Genomic DNA, 18,804 nt, shown 5'->3' on the forward strand with positions numbered 1-18,804 from the left:
GCAGGTTCAGTTGTGTATACGAGACTGGGTGTGGGGCGGCCATCGGCGTGGGTTTCGGGGTCGGCCCCAGCTTCGTCGTGGGAACAGGCGTGGGGGGCGGCGTTGGCAAGGTTGTCAGTGAAGAAGCTTGAATCTGCTGGGGTGCAGGATCGGGCGGGAGTGGGGCAGCCGCAGGGGGGGATTCCGAGGCCGGCTGGGTCGGCTCCTCCGCTGGGTCAGGCAGAGCTGATTCTGCAGCCGCCTCAAGCGGGGCCGGCGGGGGATCCTCCAGCCACAGCGTGACCGGGATCCGCACTTCGGGTTCTCTCAGAGGTCGGGATCCCCACCCCAGCAGCCCCAACAGATGCAAAAGCAGCGAGAGCAAAGTCTCCCAGCGCAGCGGGCGGAGCTCCCGACTTTGCCCAGGCAATTCAGGGAGATCCTCCAGCGAGGTGCAGGCAACCGAGAGAGCAAGGGAGCAATAGCCCGCCAGCAGGGCCGCCCTGAGCAGCTTCTCGCCCCAGCCAATCCAGCGCAGCCCCTCAGAGCTCTGGCCCCGCGCCACCCCCCACAGGCCCAGCTCCAGCCAGGCCAGACCCACCCCGTAGGCCATGCCTGCCTGCTGCCAATACCCCATCTGCAGGCGCCACAAAAGCCGAGGGTGGGAGCCCCTCTGCAAAGAAGCGGATCCCCGGTCGGTGCGAGTGGGGGGTTTGGCGAGCATGGCTCGGGGCTATCTCGATGGGCACGTCTGGCGGGGAGTCCTAGAAGCGGCTGGAGAAGCTGAGGGCCACATGGCGCCCCGGCTGGGCCCGCCGCTCCACTTCAGGGCCAACAAAGAGGGTGCGGGTTTCGGAGTAGAGAAAATACCGCTCGTCGAAGAGGTTGAACACCCCGAAATTGAGCTGCCAGTTGTCGTCTAGGTTGTAGTAGCCCAGCAGATCCACCACCGTATAGCCGCTGGGCACAAAGGGAATCTGCGGGGGAGCGTTGGGGTTGGGTCGCACCACCTCCCGCTGCGGATCCCGCGGATCCGCCACCAGCGTGGCCACCAACCTCGCCCCCCACACCTGGCTGGGATCGTCGTAGTGCAGCCCCAGCACCGCCGTCAGCGGCTCGATTGAAAGCAGGGGCTTGTTTTCTGTAAGATTGTCCCCCACCGCCCAGGCAAAGCTGCCGTTTAGGCTCCAACCGGTTAGGTCGGGGCTAAAGAAATATTGTCCTGTCGCCTCTACGCCGTAGATACGGGCGCGGCTGATGTTTTGGCTCTGGAACAGGATGACCGGCGGGGGCGGCGGGCTGCCGGGGGGGCCGGGGGGTGAGGGCTCGGATCCCACCTCCCGGAATGCCTCGATAAAGTCGTTGTAGGTGTTGTAGTAGGCCGCCAAGCTGAAGCTGGCCTGCGGGTAGATCCCTCGCAAACCCACTTCAAAGCCCTGGCTGGTTTCCGGGCGCAAGTTGGGGTTGGAGAGGGTGCGATAGCGGAAAACCGGGCTGACCAGGTTGGTAAAGCCGCTGTTGATCTCGTTGTATTGGGGAGCGCGAAAGCCGGTGTTGTACTGGGCCGTAAAGGTGAGGTTGGGGTTAATCCTCCACACTAGGCCCAGCTTGGGGGAGACGGCATCGGCAAAGAGGCTGGCCGCTTCTGACCCGCTTTTCAAGAAAGCTTCATCGGGGCTGGGGGTGAGGTTGTAGGTGTCGTAGCGGATGCCGGGGATCAGAGTCAAGTTGCCGCCGCCAAAGTCGATCTCATCCTGCACATACAGCCCAAAGCGCACGGTGTCCGAGTCGGGAAAATCTTTGGTGGGAAAGGTATCTGGGGGAATGTTTTGGGTTACTGCTCCAGTTTGCAGATTGGTCTGAAAACGGTTGCGAGGTCGCTCGTTGCGGGTGGTGGAGATCTCCATCCCATACACCAGGCGGTGGGAGAGATCCCCGGTTTGGAAGCGGCTTTGGGCCTGCAGGCTGGCTCCCAAAATGTTGCTGACCAGCTCGTTGAAGGTATCCCGCCGCACCGGTACGGGTCGGCCTTGCACCGTGAGGGTGCGCTCCTCTACACTGGGCTCGCGGGTGCGGGCGGGCTGGTAGTAGATCTGGACAGTGGCCAGCTCAAAAGCGGGATTCTCTGGGTTGGCGTAGCGATACTCCAAACTGAGGCGGCTGCGCTCGGTGTCGATGGTTTCCCTAAATAAGCTGACGGCGGGATCCAGGTTGCGCCGCGAGAACGTGGTGGTGGTGCGGCTGTTGAAGTACTCGCCGGTCAAGGTGAGGCTTTCCAAGGGGCTGAAGCGGTAAACCAGCTTGGCCAAAACGTTGTCCCCCTCCACCGTTTGCCGATCTTTGAAACTGGGATCCGCCTTGATATCCGGCTCCCTGGCGTCGCGGCGGGTGTAGATGAGCAGGGCTTCCAGGTTCCCCTGGCGGCCCGCCAAGCTGAGGGTGTTGACAAAGCCTTGGTTTTTGCTGTCGTACTGGCTGGAGAGGCCCACATGGCTGTCCCGTTCCCCCAGCAGATCCACTGGATCTAGAGTAGTGTAGGTTACCACGCCCCCCAGGGCATCGCTGCCGTAGAGGGTGGAAGCAGGGCCGCGGATGATCTCCACCGTCTTCAGGGTCTCCAGCTCAAAGGTGTCCCGCCCGATGTTGAAGGGGCCAAAGGAAAACTGCTCCGGCTGCCGGATCCCGTCCACTTGGATCAGCACCCGGTTGGCGTCAAGGCCGCGGATGTTGAAGTCTTGCAGTCCATAGCGGACATTTCGCCGCACGCTCACCCCCGGCTCGTAGCGCACCAGATCCTGGATGTTCTGGATGAGCTCCCGCCGCAGGCGCTCCCGGTCGATGACGGTGATGCTGGCCGGCGAGTCGGCCAGGGTGCGCTCAGTGCGGGTGCCGGTGACTGTAACCTGCTGCAGGTTGAAGACAGGGGTGCCCTGCTGCAACACCTGCAGATCCGCTTGCAGCCGCTCCACTTCCGCCTGATCCCCCCGCCGACGGGCAGCTTCGATCTGGGCTTCTAGCTCGCGAATCTGCTCTTGGATGGTGGTGGCCCCCCGAGGGGTGGCCTGGGCCAGCAAAGGAGTCTCAGGAATCCGAGCCGCGGGTTGCGCCTGGGCCAGGGATCCCCAACTCAGCCCCAGACACAGCCCCAAACTCACTGCCTTCCAGCCACAGCCGGTTACTCGCATAACTTCTCACTCTCCCAAAAACCACCAGAAACAAGTCAAACCTTCGCCTCAACACCCTTTCCTCCCAGCCAGAGGGGCCTTGCCGGGTCTGCGCTGCGCAAGGGGCAAAGCTGGAGCCCCACCGGCGTTGGGATCCACTCCACCTCTAGGCCAAACACCTGCCGCACCCTCTCAGCAGTCAAGGCCGCCTGCGGGGATCCCAGGGCCTGCAACTGTCCGGATCCCAGCAGAGCCACCCGCCGGCTGTAGCGAATGGCCAGGTTTAGATCGTGCAGCACGCTAACCACCGTCAGCCCCTGCTCCTGCTGCAGCCGTCGCAACAGCTCCAGCAGCTCCAGTTGGTGGCGCAGATCCAAAAACGTGGTGGGCTCGTCCAACAGCAGCACCTGCGGCTCCTGCACCAGGGCTAGCGCCAGAAAGGCCCGTTGCCGCTCGCCGCCGGAGAGCGTTTCCACCCGCCGCAGGGCCAGGGATCCCAGTCCCGTCTGCTCCAGCGCCCATTCCACCCGCTGCTGATCTGCCCGCGGCAACTGCCACGCCCACCAGGGCTGGTGAGGAGAACGCCCCAAGCTCACCAATTGCCGCACCGTCAGCCCTGTCGGGATCCGCGGCTGCTGGGGCAAAAGGGCCAACTGCCGCGCCACCTGTTGCGGGCTGAGCTGGGTGTGCAGATCCCGACCGTCCAAAAGTACGCGCCCCGCCTGCGGAACCAACACTCGGCTGAGTAGCCGCAGCAGGGTCGATTTGCCTGAGCCATTGGGGCCGACAATGCTCAGCCAGTCCCCCGCCTGCAGGCTGAAGCTCACCTGCCGGATCACCTGATGCGAGCCATAGCCCCCGCTCAGCGCCTCGGCCTGCAAAATCGGCCGGCCCGCCCTCATTGCCCCGCCTCCCGCTGCCGCAGCAGCCAGCCGAAAAACGGCGCCCCCATCAACGCCGTGACGATCCCCACCGGCAGCTCTACAGCCCCCAGCCGGGCGAGGAGATCGGCGCCGCTTAACAGAGCCGCCCCCGCCAAGGCAGAAAGGGGCAACAGCCAGCGGTGATCCGATCCCACCCCCTGGCGCACCATGTGGGGCACCACCAACCCCACAAAGCCGATCAACCCCCCCACGCTGACGACTGCCGCCGCCAACAAAGCCGCCACCAAGCCGATGGTCACCCGCGTCCGCACCAACGGGATCCCCAAGCTCACCGCCATCTCTTCTCCTAGGCCCAGCAGGTTCAAAGCCCGCGCCTGCGCCCAGCCCAGCCCCAGCCCGACCAGGATATACACCCCGGACACCCGCACCTCCGGCCAGCCCCGCCCGCTCAGGCTGCCGATCAACCACGTCAGGGCCACCTGGACCCGCTCATCGGCCAGGAGCAACAAAGCAGAGCTGATCGCCCCAAAGAGGGCGCTGACAGCCACTCCCGCCAGGATCAGCCGTTCCACCGCCAGCCCGGAGCGGGTGCGCGCCAGCCCATACACCAACACCGTGGTCAGCACGCCGCCCACCCAAGCTGCCAAGGGCACCCAAGCCGTCCACTCCCCCCAGGTGAGCAGCGCTACGGCCGCCAGGCCCGCCCCCGCCGAGATGCCCAGCAGGTAGGGATCCGCCAGCCCATTGCCCAACATCCCCTGCAACAGGGCCCCCGCCATCCCCAAGGCTGCCCCTAGCAACTGGGCCAAAAGCGCCCGCGGCAGCCGCAACTGCCAGACAATGGTCTGCCGGATCGGATCCCCTTGCCCCCACAGGGCCTGCCACAGCTCCGAAAAAGTTATGGGAACGGATCCCAAGGCAATTGAGATCCAAAGCAGCAAGAGGATGACACCCAGTAGCAAAACCATCAAGCCGACCGGCGAGCGGATCCGCCTGGCCTGCCCCCAGCGGGTCTCCGGGTCAACTCCTGATGACAGACGCTCTTGCTTGGCCAACATCGCAAACCTCTGGACTTTTAAGAGGGGGAGATCCCCAAGACAGCCCCAGCCGGCTCGCCAGCGCACCCAGACCCACCCCGGCGCAGCCCTAACCTGCCGAGCTTCTTAGCTTGTTGAGACTTAGATTCAATAAAAACGTAGCTGTCAGAATAACAGGCTTTCTTGGCTATTGCAAGTTAGTTTTAATAAGTCTTCGACCCCCTTTGAGCCAAGGGGAGATGGATCGGCACTCCCAGCCGCCTAGGCCGGCTTGTTCCCCGAAACCAAAGTCTGCCTTCACTGAGCTGCCCAAGGAGAGGGGGGAAGATCCCCAATAAAATGGCCGAAGCCGGCTAGCTTGGGTTGGACAGAGCCGTCTTGAAGTATTGGCGCTATGACTTCTTCCGCTGCCCCTGAGCCCACCTGGGATGCCCTGCAGGTGGATCCCGCCCTGCTCACCCCCATGATGCAGCACTACGTAGAGCTGAAGCGGCAATACCCCCACGCCATCCTGCTCTACCGCCTGGGGGATTTCTACGAGATGTTTTTCCAGGACGCGCAACTGGTGTCGCGGGAGCTGGAGCTGGTGCTCACCGGCCGAGAGGCGGGGGCCATCGGGCGGGTGCCCATGTGCGGGATCCCTTACCACGCCTTTGACCGCTATGCCGCCCAGTTGGTGGCCAAAGGGTATGCCCTGGCCGTCTGCGACCAGATGGAGCCGGCGGATCAAGCCAAAGGCTTGGTGCGGCGGGAAGTGACGCGGGTGATCACCCCCGGCACGGTCATCGAGGAGGAGCTGCTGCAGGCGCGGCAAAACAACTACCTGGCGGCCATTGTCCGCCTGCGAGGCTCCAAGCAAACCGCCTGGGGCCTGGCCTATGCCGACATTTCCACCGGCGAGTTCTGGGTCTGCCAGAGTGAGGGGCAAGAGCAGCTAGAACAGGAGCTGGCCCGGCTGCAGCCGGCGGAGATCCTGCTGCCCACCGAAGAGGGGCTGGGCCTGGGCCTGATGCGGCCTGGGGATCCCCAAGCCCCCCTGGGCCTACCCGGCCAGTACGCCTATACCCTGCGCCCGGCGGAGCCCTTTGAGCTAGCGGTGGCGCGGGACAACCTACTGCAGACCTATAGCCTGCGCTCCCTGGAGGGCTTGGGCTGCGAGGGGCTGCCGCTGGCCATTCGGGCGGCAGGGGGATTGCTCCACTATCTGGAAGAGACGCAAAAGAATCTGGTGCAGCCCTCTCCCCAAGGGGGCCATCCGCTCCTGCGCCCGCCCCGCACCTACCAGCTCACCGACTACCTAATATTGGACGCCCAAACCCGCCGCAACCTGGAGCTGACCCAGACCATCCGCGAGGGGGCCTTTGTCGGATCCCTGCTCTGGGTCTTGGATCACAGCCGCACCGCCATGGGCGGGCGCACCCTGCGCCGCTGGCTGCTGCAGCCTTTGCGGGATCGAGAGCAAATCCGCCTTCGCCAGGACACCATCCAGGAGCTCTTGGAAAACCCCTCCCTGCGCACCCGCCTGGGATCCCTGCTGGACTCTCTCTACGACCTGGAGCGCTTGGCCAACCGCGTCGCCTCCGGCACTGCCAACCCGCGCGAGCTGGTGGCCCTGGGATCCTCCCTGGGCAAACTGCCCCAACTGGCCGAGCTGGTGGCCGAAGCCCAAACTCCCCTCCTGCAGAGCCTACAGCAGGTGGATCCCGCTCTGGTTGACCTGGGCCGGCGCATCGAGCACACCCTCTTGCCCTCGCCCCCGCCCATTCTCACCGAAGGGGGGCTGATCCGGCCTGGCGTAGATCCGGAGCTGGACAGGCTGCGGCAGCAGGTGGAGCAAGACCGCCAATGGATTGCCCAGTTGGAGAAAACCGAGCGCGAGCGCACCGGCATCCCCACCCTCAAAGTGGGCTTCAACAAGGCCTTTGGCTACTACCTCAGCATCAGCCGCGCCAAGGCGCAGCAGGTGCCCAAGGAGTACATCCGCAAGCAGACGCTCACCAACGAAGAGCGCTTCATCACCCCCGAGCTCAAAGAAAAAGAAGCCCGCATCCTCACCGCCCAAACCGACATCAACCAGCGGGAGTACGAGCTGTTTGTGCAGTTGCGCCAAGAGGCGGGATCCCAAGCTGCCGCCATCCGCCAGGTGGCCCAGACCCTGGCCGCCGTCGATGCTCTGTTTGGCCTAGCCGAGGTGGCCGTGCAGCAGGGCTACACCCGCCCGGTGATCACTGCAGATCGCCGTTTAATCATCGAAGAGGGTCGCCACCCGGTGGTGGAGAAATCTTTGCCCCAGGGCCTGTTTGTCCCCAACTCGGTGCGCCTGGGATCCCCCCACGGCCCGGATCTCATCGTCCTCACCGGCCCCAACATGTCCGGCAAGTCCACCTACTTGCGCCAGATTGGGCTGATCCAGATCCTGGCCCAGATGGGCAGCTTTGTCCCGGCGCGGCGGGCGGAGCTGGGCCTGTGCGACCGCGTGTTTACCCGCATCGGCGCCGTGGATGACCTGGCCACGGGACAGTCCACCTTCATGGTGGAGATGAACGAGACGGCCAACATCCTCAACCACGCCGGCGAGCGCTCCCTGGTGCTCTTGGACGAGATTGGCCGCGGCACCGCCACCTTTGACGGCCTCTCTATTGCCTGGGCGGTAGCGGAGTACCTGGCCACCCAGGTGCGCGCCCGCACGATCTTTGCCACCCACTACCACGAGCTCAACCAACTGGAGACGCTGCTGCCCAACGTGGCCAACTTCCAGGTGGTGGTCAAAGAGCTCCGGGATCGCATCATCTTTTTGCACCAGGTGCAGCCGGGGGGAGCCGACCGCTCCTACGGCATCGAGGTGGGGCGCATGGCCGGCCTGCCCCAGCCGGTGATCGAGCGGGCCCAACAGGTGCTGGCCCTGGTGGAACAACACAGCCGCATCGGCCTGGGCCTGCGCAACCAAGGGAAAAGCCGCCTCTCCGCCAAGAAAAAACAGGCTGAACAAGACTCTGAGACCGATGGGATCGTCGCTCCCGCCCAAGGGGATCAACTGTCCTTGCTCCCGGCTCCCCCCTTTCCCAAGGAGCTCTAGGTCTATCCCCGCTCCAGATCCCGTTCTTGCAGCCCCAAGGTAATGGCCAGCACCTCCAGCTCATCCCGGTGCCCCTCCACCCACAGCAGGGATCCGGGGGGCGAGTCCGCCGCTTGCAACCTCAGGCGGATCTGCTCCGGGCGGTGGCTGCGCCGCCAGTAGTACCAGCCCGCCCAAGGAGAGACCAACAGCAGTGTCCAGGGCCAGGCTCCCCAGCCCGGCTCCAGCACCTGCAGCACCAAAGCCAGACAGGCCAGCCCCGCCCCCGCCAGCCCCGTCAAAAAAACGGCCAACCCGGTGCTGGCCCGCGCCTGCCCCGCAAAGGTGGCGATCCCCTCCGCATCGGCAGACTGCAAGCAATAGGCCCGCTCTTCCAGGTGCTTTCGGAGAAGGGATCCCATTTCCTCCAGGCTGCGACTGCTAAAATAGAGACGAGCTTCGACGCGGTCTTTGCCAGAGGCTCGCAGAAAAAAGAATAAGCCGATGGCCAGCAGCAGCGTCAGCGCCAAGGTTGAAACTCTTTCCCCCGTCAGCGTGGCGTCTGGCGGCGCAAAGGCGATCCCCAGCATCTGAGCAGCGCCCATCCTGCCAGGAGTCAGTGGGTTCGGTAAATCTAACTTTTCGGGGAGCTTCTCCGCCAGCAAGCCGAATAGAATATGTGAACGGGAACGGCTCATCCGATCACTTAACAGATGACTTAAAACATTGCTTCTCAAGTTTAGACCCTCTAGACCTTGAGGATGGATGGGTTGCCGGCTTCGCCGGCAGAGACTGTCCCGAGGGCAGTGCGCTTTTCGGCAGTAGCGGTGGCAATTGAGCTGGGGGAGCTCTACGCTGGATCTCATGCGTTTAAGCCGAGAAATGCAACTATAATTAAGTTATGATAAGGGGCTCACGCTCCGCCCATTGGGTGGCCCCTCCACCACTTCAGCTTTTCTCTGTGAAGTATGGGCATGAAGTCGGGCTGAGGGCAGTGTTTCATCCGTTTGGATGATGATAGCGCGAAGCCCTCGGTACTGGGGAATACTTAAGCCCAACCGGCTCTACAGCCATCACCACTGCTTGCTCAGCCCACTTGACGGCCTGCCTCTATCGCTGTTTCAGCAACACCCTACATGTCTAACTACGAACCTGAACTCAACGATGTTTTGTTGGATGGCGATCTCCTCGATCCTCCGGAGGAGGTAGAGGTCGATCTGGCCGAAAGCGAGTTTTTGGAAGAGGAGCCGACTCGTCGCTCCACCGACTTGGTACGCCTCTATCTGCAGGAGATCGGGCGTGTTCCCCTCTTGGGGCGCGATGAAGAGGTGGCCCTGGCCCAAAAAGTCCAAGACTACATGAAGCTCTTGGACATACGCCTGCGCCTGCAGAAGGAGCTGGGACGGGATCCCACTCCCGCCGAATGGGTGGCCAAAGCCAACCAATACCCCGAGTGGGCCAACCTCACCCCCGAAAAGCTGCAGCAGATCCAGCGGACTGGCAATCGTGCCAAAGAGCACATGATCAAGGCCAACCTGCGCCTGGTGGTGTCGGTGGCCAAGAAGTACCAAAATCGAGGCCTGGAACTGCTGGACTTGATCCAAGAGGGCACGCTGGGCCTGGAGCGGGCGGTGGAGAAGTTCGACCCCAAGAAGGGTTATCGCTTCAGCACCTACGCCTACTGGTGGATCCGGCAGGGCATCACCCGCGCCATCGCCACCCAGAGCCGCACCATCCGCCTGCCCGTCCACATCACCGAGAAACTGAACAAGATCAAGAAGGCGCAGCGCAAGCTCTCCCAAGAAAAAGGTCGCACTCCCACCATTGAAGATATCGCCTCCGAATTGGAGATGACCCCGCCTCAAGTACGAGAGCTGTTGGTACGGGTGCCGCGCTCGGTCTCTCTGGAAACTAAGGTGGGCAAAGACAAAGACACCGAACTGGGGGATCTGCTGGAAACCGACGACATCTCCCCCGAAGAGACGATGATGCGGGAGGCCCTGCATCGCGATCTGCAGCAGTTGCTGGCGGATCTCACCAGCCGCGAGCGGGATGTGATCCGCATGCGCTTTGGCTTGGGAGATGGGCGCACCTACTCGCTGGCGGAAATTGGTCGCGCCTTGGATCTGTCGCGGGAGCGGGTACGGCAAATCGAGGCCAAAGCCCTGCAAAAACTGCGGCAGCCGAAGCGGCGCAACCGGGTGCGAGACTACCTCGAAGCCATCAGCTAGTCGGGCCTGCCTAGGGTCTGGATGGAGATCGCCGGCTGGCAATCTTGCTCAAGCGCGTCTGGATCCGGGCTGCCAGCCAGTTCACTTCCGGGATCCGCAAATACAGGGCCCCCGCCGCAAACAAGCTGAGACCGATGCCGGCGGCCAGACCGGCCCAGAGGGCGGCGGTGATCAAAGGGGATCCCAGGATCTGCTGGGAGCGCAGTTGCGTCCACAGCCAATGGCTGAGGGCCCCGGACAAGGTGGTGATCCCCAGCAAGGGCAGCAGGGCCTGCCCCATCTCCCGCCAAGGGATCCCCGGCAGACGCCGGTGGAGGCGGATCCCCAGGCCAATCAGAGCCATCAGGTTAACGCCTGCCGTAGCCAGGGCAATGCCCGGTGCTCCAAAGGTTGGCAAAAACAGGAAGTCCAGCAGGGCATTCAGGCCGATGGCCAGGCTGCTGATGTGCAGAGGTGTAGCCCCGTCCTCCAGGGCGTAGAAGATGCGCACCAACACATCCCGCAGCAGGTAACAGGTCATCCCCAGCCCATAAGCCATCAGCAGGGCCGCCACCTCCTGCGTCACCTCCGGCGCAAAGCGACCGCGCTGGTAGGCCACTTGAACGATAGGTTCGGCCAGGGCCACCAACACCATCGCAAGGGGCAGGGTGAGGATGGCCGTAACCATCAGCCCTTGGCGGATGCGCTGGCGCAGCTCCGGCCAACGGGATCCATCCCCCGCCAACTGGGCGTAGAGGGGCATCAGGGGCACCAGCACCATGTTGGAGAGAATCCCCAGGGGGGTTTGCACCAAAAGCTGGGCATAGCCCAAGTTGCCGATGGTGCGATCCCCGGGCACGAAAGAAGCAAAAAAGAGATCCACGTAGACATTGATGTGGATCATGCCGGAGGAGATCACCGCCGGCAGCATCAGCAGGCCCACCGCCCGCACCTGCGGGGATCCCCACTCAAAGCACAGCCGCAGCCGCCCCAGCCCCAGCCGCATCTGCAGAGGCACCTGCGCCAGCCACTGGGCAATGGCGCCGATGAGCACACCCCAGGCTAGCAACGTCGGGATCCCTGTCCACCCCAACGTGACCAGGATCCCGATGACAGCTAGGCTGGAGATGAGGGGGCTGAGGGCGGGCAAGAGGTAGTGCTCGGCCGCATTCAGCGCCCCAAAGCCGATCCCAATCCAGCCCGAGAGCAAGGCCAGGGGGGCCATGATCCGCAGTTGCGCAGCGGCCAAAGCGTGGACTTCGGGGCTGGCCCCTGGCGCATTCAGGCGCACCACCCAGTCGGCTCCCCACCAGAGGCCCAAGGTCACCGCCAAGAGCAAACAGCCCACTAGGGTGGAAATCGCTTCCAGCCAGACGGTCGGATCCTCTCTGCCAGGATCCCGCTGTTTTTTGAGAATGCTGACGATGGCGCTGTGGAAAGGGCCGTTGATCCCACCCAGCAAGATCAACAAAAAGCCGGGCAGGACGTAGGCTATGCTAAAGGCGCTGTACTCCGGCCCTGACCCGTAGACTGCCGCGATCAGAGCCTGCCGGACAAACCCCATGCCCTTGCTGAGCAGCGTGGCCCCTGCCACCAGCCCTGCCACCGAGAGCAAAGAACGGGACGGCAGGGCGGAAGACTCCTGCGTGGCGGACTCCTCTATCACGCTGCCCTAACCCCTGCCTCAACAACCAACGGCTGCCGGGATCCCTCACCACATCCCTGGGAACCGTCCCCCATTATGCGGCATTTGCAGGTTCCGTCAGGCTCCTTTTATAAGAGAGGGCAGCCCTCAAGCCAACAGTTGCCGTTCCTGCTCCAGTTGCTGCAACAAATGCTCATCCCCACGGGTTTGGGCAGAACGGATGCGCTCCTGCAGCCGGTGCAGCAGGTTCCGCCGATGGGTTTCCTCAACCAAGCTCATAAAGTGTTTCCGAGAAGAGGCTTGAGGGGAGACAACTGCTGCCGGGATCCCTTTCACCTCAGGGCTCGCCGCCGTCACCCTTGTTTCAGACTGGAGGGCCACACCTCGATACATGAAGGCAAAAGACTGAGGCAGCGCCACGGCTACGGATTGAGCTGGCCAGCTCCACTCCAAACCTCGATGCCGAGCCGGCACGCCCTGCCGATTCTGAATCGCCGCAGAGGGTGAAACAAACTCATGGGCAATACCCCGATAGGTCAGTTGCATAGGAAAACTCCCTTGGTTCAGTTGATCGATCTTTACTTTCTCTAGAGAGCTTAAAAAAGCCGCCACCTCAAGGCTGCCCAAAGGGGATCTCTCCTTCACGCAACCCAAGCGACCGAAAAGACAAAAACAAGCTGAAAGGGTAAGCCTTAACTTTATTCTGTATTCACTTTGACAAAATCATCCCTTTGGTGTCAACTTGCGGTTACTGAGCACATGGACTACCCCACCGCATGGGCGGGTGGGGTTTCCTGACCTACCGGCAGGTCTGCGAAGAATAGGCAGGCGGCACCAGCAGCAACCGAACGTCTGCTCTAGTTGCTTTGTGAGCACTCGCCATAGCAGCGAGGAGCGCTTGGGGAACACCTCTACAGAAAGCCTGCAAGAGCCTGCAGCTCAAAGCAGCTCGTCGATCAGCCGCAGCACCTGCTGCAGCTTGGCGCTGGGGGATTCTTGGTGTTTTAGGTTCATCTCCACCAACTGCTTGAGGGCGAGCAGCTTGATGTTGGACTCCACCGCCGCCGCTGCAATGGCCTGTGCCGCCGGCAAATAGCCGCTGGCCCCCAAATCCAGGAGAGCAGCCCGCCGCAGGTGGATGTTGGTGTGCTCCAATACCGAGAGCAGACGCTGGGCAAAAGCCGGATCCCCAGTCAGACGATAGCAGGCCCGCGCTGCCGCGCATTGCAAACGAATGGACGTGTGCTCTAGGTAAAGGCGGATTGGCTCCAGGGCAGCGGCCACTTGCAGGTGACCAAGAGCCTCGATAATCGCCTCTAGGGCGGCTTGCGCTTCCGTCTCCAGCCCTTGCTCCACAAAGCGCAGCCCTTCCAGCAAAGCGGATCCCAGCTTTTCCACTTCCTCAGGATCCCCATCGAGGTTGTTGGCCAGAGCGATCTCCACCAGCGCTTGGGCGGCGGCTGCCACCACTTGGCCATCGGAGCAAAACAAAGCCCCTTTTAGTGCTGGGATCCCGGCAAGGGATCCCAGTTTGCCCAGGGCGCGAGCAGCATTGCGCCGCAGCGGATATCCCCCTTGAGCTGTGCGATCCGTTTCATCCGCCAGAGCTTCGATCAGGGCCGGGATCCCTTCGGGGATGCGCATGCGCCCCAGCCACCAAGCAGCATAGTAGCGTTCCCCCGGATCCCCGTGGCGCAGCTTGGCGACCTGACCAGCCGGCGTGAGATCCACCGACGGATTGGGATCCGAAGGAACAGCAGTGGTCATGAAGTCAACAACGAAGAAAACACGCAGAAGGGATCAAGCGCTGCGGACGCTGACGATCTTGGCGCCCGATTTGAGCAGCCGCTGCATCGTCGCCGACAGTTGATCGGCGGAGACGAAGATCTGCTGGTTGGATTTGCGCACCCGGCTGGAGGTGGCCAGAGCTGAAGGCGGATTCAACAGTCGGGTCACTTCCACACAGAACATGCGATCCGACTGGCCCGTTGGCGGCCCCAGGTGCTTGGAAATGGGGCTGGGCGGCAGCAGGCCCCGCACCCCGATGCGGCGAATGGCCGGGGTAAAGCCGGTAGCCAGAGGCATCATCAAGCGGGGTCTGGGCCCCTGGGAGCGGTCGTTGTTGGCGTAGCCTCCGTAGAGGGCAAAAAGGTTGGTGAAGTCGCGGGTGGTATGGGCCTTGCGGTATTCAAACCCGCGCGGATAGGGGACGATGTTGTCGCCAAAAGCTTCCAGGTATTCCGGGCTGTCGATGTAGGAGTCGATCTCGGCGCTGTGGCCGCCCGATTGGTAGATGTCCAGGTGGCGGGCGATATCTTTAGGACTGGTGGGAGCGCGACCCAGCAGATGCTTGAAATTCAGTTCGATGGCACGGGTTTGCGAGTTGGGGTAGAAAAACCGCTTCTTATAGGCTTCGGACTTGGCGATCAGTCGCACAAACTCGCGCACCGTCAGGCTGCCCTGGCGCAGCAAGGATTCCGCACTGGCCAGCTCCTTCCTGTCCGCCCCAAACAAATGATCGTTGCCCAGCACCTGACGATAGATGGCGCGCAGCACCGCATTGAGCTGCTCCTGGCTGGCATTGGGACGCAACTCCAATGGGGTGGTCTCCGTAATACCCCGGATGCCCATCTGGCTTGCCGCTGTGATTGCACTCATGCTAGTTCCCCCGATTGAGCTGGATGAATACAGATTGCAAATTGACTTGACAAAAAGCTTGTGTTTGGAGATCAACAAAAGCCAAAGCCCTAAGCTGAATGAGAGCAACAGCGGTGCCCTCTCGTTCGCTGGAGAGACTGCCCCTTAAACCCACCCGGTTAAAAGGAACTCTCCACTCCGTAACAGGCTGACCACCGTTGCCCTCAACAACCTCGTCCCCCGGCGCCTGCACGACCGGCCAGCTATCTTCTGGCCAGCGTCAAGGGGGATCCCAAGCCAAGGGCCTAGCTGAGCGCGTTGATGGCGTAGTCGATGTAGGTGTTGGCTTCGGTGGCCGCTTGCCCGGTCAGGCCGTGGTTGGCTTTGATGTAGCGCAGGGCTTCGATAAACCAACTGGGGGAGAGTTCAAAAGCGGCGTTGATCTCGCGGATCCCGGCCAACTGATACTCGTCCAGAGGGCCGGTGCCACCGGCTACCAAGCAGTAGGTGATGTAGCGCAGGTAGTGGCGCACATCGCGGGCGCACTTGTCTTTGCCGGCCTGGGTGTGGCACTGCCCGCCCGGCTGGGTGGTGTAGGGGAACTTAGCGTAAACCGCTTCGGTGGCACCGCGCACCAGCTCGTCGGCACGGCTGCTCAGGACGCGGGCGGCTTCCATGCTGGCGGCAGCTCGCTGAAAACGGCCATTGATGGCTTGCAATTCGCTGTTGCTCAGGTAGCGCCCTTGGCTATCGGCAGTAGCAATGGCGTCAACAATTGGGGTTTGCATGATTCAAAACGCTCCTTTACTTAAGCTCAATGCAAAAACAAAGCAAAAGATTCAAAGTCGTAACTGCAAAATGTCTCAACTGCAAAATCGCTGCAAAAAAGCCACTTTTCCAGGGATCCCCTGTCAACCTAAGCTGCTTTGGATTCCAGAGTGGTCTTCACAACTGGATCTGTCTACAGCAGAAGCTCTGGCCCAAAAGGGATCAAACGACAGCCGCAGCGGCGCGATCGAAGTAGGATTCGATTTCGGCAATCAGAGCGCTGCAATCGCCCCGGGTGATCCCGTTGGGGTCGTTCACCACCGCCACCGCGGCTTTTTTCATCTTTTGGATGCCGTTGGCCACCGAGCTACCGGGGGTGCCCAAGGCTTGATAGGTCTCCCGCAGGCCGTTCAAGCAGCGCTCGTTCAGCACGCTGGCATCTCCGGCTGCCACGGCGTAGGTGATGTAGCGGAGGATGATGTCCATATCCCGCATGCAGGCAGCCACGTTACGGCTGGGGTAGGCAGGGCCACCGGGAGCGTTCAAATTGGGCTCCTCGGCAAACAATTGACGGATGGCATCGGTCACGATCTTAGAAGCATTGCTGGTGAGGCGGTTCACAGCATCCAAACGCTTGTTGCCCTCAGCAATCACCTGCTGGAGAGCCGCAAACTCGTTCTCCCCCAGGAAAGCACCTTTGGAGTCAGCTTGGGCAACCACTTTGCCAAATACATCGTTCATGGTTTTCAATCTCCCTAGCGAAAATAAAAGAGGTTATGAATCCACATTCCCTACCGCCGACCGGAGGACACACGCCAGTCGGAAGGGCGACACTGCTTGGGTCCTCAGTGCCGAAGGGCGCTGCTTGGCCTACAGACCCACCGACGGGGTCAAAGCCAAGAGAACCAAGATGAGCCAGCAAAGCCCCTATCCTCCAGCAAAGGTAAGCTGCTGCCGAGGGTAAAGCTACTCCAGGTTGCAATCCAAAGAATTGGACTTGGATCAGAACCCTCAGCCGCTGCCGCCAACCGCAACTGGGCAGAGGGGGAAAAGTCGGCTCCCCTTGTTTCCAGTCTTTTTCTACCGCGAAGGCAGGAAGCGGTTGCATCAAAAAATGTAAATTGCCTTCACCTCGCGCAAAAAGAGTTGGATTGCTTTCCAAGCTGCTTCCCACCTGCGATCCCGGCCAACGCTCTCCATCTTTTTAGCGGGAGTTTTTTACAAAAGAACATGGTACTTTGCTTAGCTTTACAATATAAAGAAAGGTGTCAGCCTCGATCGCGGCCTTGCCGCTTGGCAGGGAGCCATTTTCGGTGTCGGGGCGAACACTCTCAGAAAAGAGACATAATTTAACATTTCCTGAGATCCTTGGATGGGCCTGGGGTTGGGGCAAAATCTGAGAAGGCTTTTCTCGATGCCGGCAATTTTCGGTATACGCCTTTACAGAACTTTTGGATGATTGCCTATGCCTGTCGGGTTTGATCGCACCGCTTCCCCGGAACTGCTACAGATGGCGCGTTGGCTGGCAGGAGACTTCAGCAACCAAGAGCAAGCTTGGGAGAATCCGCCCTTTTTTGCTTCCATCCGGGTGGCCTATCGCCCCTTGCCGGCTCAAGTGTTGGGTGGGATTGGCTTTTATGTGGAGCAAGCTTACAGCGGCCATTTGGAGGATCCCTATCGGCAGGCGGTGGTGGAATTGACTCAGGTGGGCGCCGGGATCCGGATTCGCAACTACCGTCCGCTGGAGCCGCAGCGGTGGCGAGGCTGTGCCCGGGAGAGGGCAGACCAACTGCGCCAACTGAGCGCCGCCGATCTGGCTTATTTGCCTGGGTGCGATGTGCAGGTGCGACGGGAGGGATCTGGCTTTGTGGGCGTGACGGAGCCGGGGTGCCGGTGTTGCGTGGTGCGCAACGGCCAGACTACTTATTTGCAGACCACCTTGCACCTGAGCGAGAGCGAGTTTTGCAGCCATGACCGAGGCATGGATCCCATCACCCACCGGCAGGTTTGGGGGGCATTGGCGGGCGCTTTTCGCTTCCAAAAGGTGGTCGATTGGCAAGCGGAGCTGTTGCTGTGCGGATGATCCAATGCAAGTGAGGTCGAGCCCAAAGGATGAGCCACGGTCGGGGGGGATGTTGCCGGCTCTGATGGTGATGCTGGCTTTGCTGCTGCTCGGTGTTGGATGTGCTGGCCAGGGGGAATCTGTCGCCCCGGTGTTGATCCCTCTCCCGCCGCAAGCGGGAACTGAGTCGATTCCCATGCCGGTGCGCACGCTGGGCAACAGCCGCTTTAAGTTGCTCGGCTTGAACGTGGGGGTGGCCGGGGCCGGCGCGGAGTTGCTCTTGGACACCGGCTCGGCAGGTCTGCGCATTGTATCGGCGGCGGCAGGTCGCTTCGGCCTAGAACGGACCGAGATCCCTTCTACCGTCACCTTTGCCGATGGCACCCAGTTTGTCGGCGTATTGGCCCGTGCCCCCTTCAGCATCGGCGGGATCCCCAGTCGAGAGCCGGTAACGATTCAGTTGATCGACCGCATCGCCTGTGTGGACGCGCTGGTAGCCAATTGCTCAGACAACCTGTTTGGGGTGGGGCGGCCTTTTGCCGGGATCCTGGGCACGTCCCTCGATGGGCGCAGCCCCGATCCGGAGCTGTTCAGTCCGCTCACCCGTCTGCCGGGCAATTTTCGCTCCGGGTACATGATCCAAACGGGCGGCTTCAACTCCACCCAGGGCCTTTTCACGGTTGGCCTGACGGACAACAACACCGCCGGCTTTAATTTCCGGCAGTTTCCCCAAGTGGGGAGCTTTCCCGATGGCACCCCCATCTGGCGGGATGAGGCTTTGCAAGTGGCCTACAGCATCAGCAATACTTCCATCCAAAATGCCCTCAGCCCCACCCAGTTCGACAGCGGCTCTTCCGACATTTTCCTCAACGTCAGGCTGTTGGGAGCAGCTCCCTTCTCCACCTCGACTCTCCCCCCTGGGGCGGAATGGCGAGCAGTGTTGGAGGGGGCTTTCGACTACCGTATTCGAGTTGGCTTTCCGATTACGCCCAGTCGAGATCGAATTTTTGTGAGCGGCAACCAGGGGGTGCAACTGTTGGGCATGCCGCTGTTTTTCAACACTGATGTTGCCTTTGATGTTGAACGGGGTCGGGTCGGCTTTCGCGTGCGTTGAAAAAAAGGAGCTTGTTGCAGGCTGTTACACGGCTGGCCAGATCCAGCTAGCTTTCCCCGGTACCGGCCACATTTCGAGCGGTACTGAAAGGGCAATTAAGGGTTCTGCTTCCCTTTGGTCAGGAAATAGCGGCGGCTGATCCCCTGGGTCAACAAGACAAACAACACCAGGGATCCCTGAATGATGCTGGCCAGCGAAGACTCCAGTTGCAAAGAGAGAGGCAGTTGCAAGCTGCCGATGTTGAGGCTG

General features: G+C 61.7%; 14 protein-coding genes and 1 pseudogene. 4 read left to right on the plus strand and 11 right to left on the minus strand.

Annotated features, from left to right (window positions below; translation table 11 throughout):
* The 4 genes and pseudogenes from NW853_RS08870 to NW853_RS08885 form a co-directional block, all read right to left on the minus strand.
* Positions 1–703 (minus strand): annotated as a pseudogene (locus NW853_RS08870) (energy transducer TonB); the annotation flags it as partial.
* A gap of 40 nt (positions 704–743) precedes the next feature.
* On the minus strand, positions 744–3,164 hold the full coding sequence (locus NW853_RS08875) for a TonB-dependent hemoglobin/transferrin/lactoferrin family receptor (RefSeq protein WP_414348830.1): 2,421 nt from the start codon (positions 3,162–3,164) through the stop codon (positions 744–746).
* Positions 3,165–3,199: 35 nt separating this feature from the next.
* The gene (locus NW853_RS08880; protein ID WP_414348831.1) at positions 3,200–4,045 is read right to left on the minus strand and encodes an ABC transporter ATP-binding protein; all 846 of its coding nucleotides are present in this window, start codon (positions 4,043–4,045) and stop codon (positions 3,200–3,202) included.
* Positions 4,042–5,085, minus strand: coding sequence for a FecCD family ABC transporter permease (locus tag NW853_RS08885; RefSeq protein ID WP_414348832.1), 1,044 nt, complete (start codon positions 5,083–5,085; stop codon positions 4,042–4,044). The genes NW853_RS08880 and NW853_RS08885 overlap by 4 nt, the downstream gene beginning before the upstream one ends.
* Before the next feature lie 373 nt (positions 5,086–5,458).
* Between NW853_RS08885 and mutS the strand changes: the two genes are divergently transcribed.
* Positions 5,459–8,140: a DNA mismatch repair protein MutS gene (mutS, locus tag NW853_RS08890; RefSeq protein ID WP_414348833.1), complete on the plus strand. Its 2,682-nt coding sequence runs from the start codon at positions 5,459–5,461 to the stop codon at positions 8,138–8,140.
* 2 nt (positions 8,141–8,142) lie between these two features.
* Here mutS and NW853_RS08895 read toward each other — a convergent pair whose 3' ends face one another.
* Positions 8,143–8,724, minus strand: coding sequence for a cofactor assembly of complex C subunit B (locus NW853_RS08895; RefSeq protein ID WP_414348834.1), 582 nt, complete (start codon positions 8,722–8,724; stop codon positions 8,143–8,145).
* Between the two features lie 531 nt (positions 8,725–9,255).
* Between NW853_RS08895 and sigC the strand changes: the two genes are divergently transcribed.
* Entirely contained in the window at positions 9,256–10,350 is a 1,095-nt protein-coding gene (gene sigC / locus NW853_RS08900) for an RNA polymerase sigma factor SigC (protein WP_414332336.1), read from the plus strand.
* A 10-nt stretch (positions 10,351–10,360) separates the two neighbouring features.
* Here the strand turns inward: sigC and murJ are convergent, their stop codons facing one another.
* The 6 genes from murJ to NW853_RS08930 form a co-directional block, all read right to left on the minus strand.
* On the minus strand, positions 10,361–11,995 hold the full coding sequence (gene murJ, locus NW853_RS08905) for a murein biosynthesis integral membrane protein MurJ (RefSeq protein WP_414348835.1): 1,635 nt from the start codon (positions 11,993–11,995) through the stop codon (positions 10,361–10,363).
* A 126-nt stretch (positions 11,996–12,121) separates the two neighbouring features.
* Complete coding sequence (locus NW853_RS08910) at positions 12,122–12,520, minus strand: DUF4278 domain-containing protein (protein ID WP_414332333.1); 399 nt, start codon at positions 12,518–12,520, stop codon at positions 12,122–12,124.
* Between the two features lie 393 nt (positions 12,521–12,913).
* Positions 12,914–13,741 (minus strand): HEAT repeat domain-containing protein, encoded by an 828-nt coding sequence (locus tag NW853_RS08915; protein ID WP_414332331.1) that lies wholly within the window; start codon positions 13,739–13,741, stop codon positions 12,914–12,916.
* Positions 13,742–13,774: 33 nt separating this feature from the next.
* Complete coding sequence (locus NW853_RS08920; RefSeq protein ID WP_414332329.1) at positions 13,775–14,632, minus strand: phycobilisome rod-core linker polypeptide; 858 nt, start codon at positions 14,630–14,632, stop codon at positions 13,775–13,777.
* 284 nt (positions 14,633–14,916) lie between these two features.
* Entirely contained in the window at positions 14,917–15,399 is a 483-nt protein-coding gene (locus tag NW853_RS08925; RefSeq protein WP_011434281.1) for a phycocyanin subunit alpha, read from the minus strand.
* A gap of 202 nt (positions 15,400–15,601) precedes the next feature.
* Positions 15,602–16,120, minus strand: a complete 519-nt coding sequence (locus tag NW853_RS08930; RefSeq protein WP_011434282.1) for a phycocyanin subunit beta — start codon at positions 16,118–16,120, stop codon at positions 15,602–15,604.
* A 724-nt stretch (positions 16,121–16,844) separates the two neighbouring features.
* On the opposite strand from NW853_RS08930, the gene NW853_RS08935 reads away from it, so the two are divergent.
* Positions 16,845–17,462, plus strand: a complete 618-nt coding sequence (locus NW853_RS08935) for a chromophore lyase CpcT/CpeT (RefSeq protein WP_414332326.1) — start codon at positions 16,845–16,847, stop codon at positions 17,460–17,462.
* Positions 17,463–17,511: 49 nt separating this feature from the next.
* On the plus strand, positions 17,512–18,555 hold the full coding sequence (locus NW853_RS08940) for a hypothetical protein (RefSeq protein WP_414348836.1): 1,044 nt from the start codon (positions 17,512–17,514) through the stop codon (positions 18,553–18,555).
* Positions 18,556–18,804: the final 249 nt, after the last annotated feature.

It is taken from the genome of Synechococcus sp. H55.11 (assembly GCF_047462475.1).
In the GTDB taxonomy this organism is placed as follows: Bacteria; Cyanobacteriota; Cyanobacteriia; order Thermostichales; family Thermostichaceae; genus Thermostichus.

Coding starts and splice junctions, on each gene's coding strand:
- NW853_RS08920 (WP_414332329.1), bottom strand. CDS start 14,632: ATGAGTGCAATCACAGCGGCAAGCCAGATGGGCATCCGGGGTATTACG.
- NW853_RS08940 (WP_414348836.1), top strand. CDS start 17,512: ATGTTGCCGGCTCTGATGGTGATGCTGGCTTTGCTGCTGCTCGGTGTT.
- NW853_RS08910 (WP_414332333.1), bottom strand. CDS start 12,520: ATGCAACTGACCTATCGGGGTATTGCCCATGAGTTTGTTTCACCCTCT.
- mutS (WP_414348833.1), top strand. CDS start 5,459: ATGACTTCTTCCGCTGCCCCTGAGCCCACCTGGGATGCCCTGCAGGTG.
- sigC (WP_414332336.1), top strand. CDS start 9,256: ATGTCTAACTACGAACCTGAACTCAACGATGTTTTGTTGGATGGCGAT.
- NW853_RS08935 (WP_414332326.1), top strand. CDS start 16,845: ATGCCTGTCGGGTTTGATCGCACCGCTTCCCCGGAACTGCTACAGATG.
- NW853_RS08915 (WP_414332331.1), bottom strand. CDS start 13,741: ATGACCACTGCTGTTCCTTCGGATCCCAATCCGTCGGTGGATCTCACG.
- NW853_RS08925 (WP_011434281.1), bottom strand. CDS start 15,399: ATGCAAACCCCAATTGTTGACGCCATTGCTACTGCCGATAGCCAAGGG.
- NW853_RS08895 (WP_414348834.1), bottom strand. CDS start 8,724: ATGGGCGCTGCTCAGATGCTGGGGATCGCCTTTGCGCCGCCAGACGCC.
- NW853_RS08875 (WP_414348830.1), bottom strand. CDS start 3,164: ATGCGAGTAACCGGCTGTGGCTGGAAGGCAGTGAGTTTGGGGCTGTGT.
- NW853_RS08885 (WP_414348832.1), bottom strand. CDS start 5,085: ATGTTGGCCAAGCAAGAGCGTCTGTCATCAGGAGTTGACCCGGAGACC.
- NW853_RS08880 (WP_414348831.1), bottom strand. CDS start 4,045: ATGAGGGCGGGCCGGCCGATTTTGCAGGCCGAGGCGCTGAGCGGGGGC.
- NW853_RS08930 (WP_011434282.1), bottom strand. CDS start 16,120: ATGAACGATGTATTTGGCAAAGTGGTTGCCCAAGCTGACTCCAAAGGT.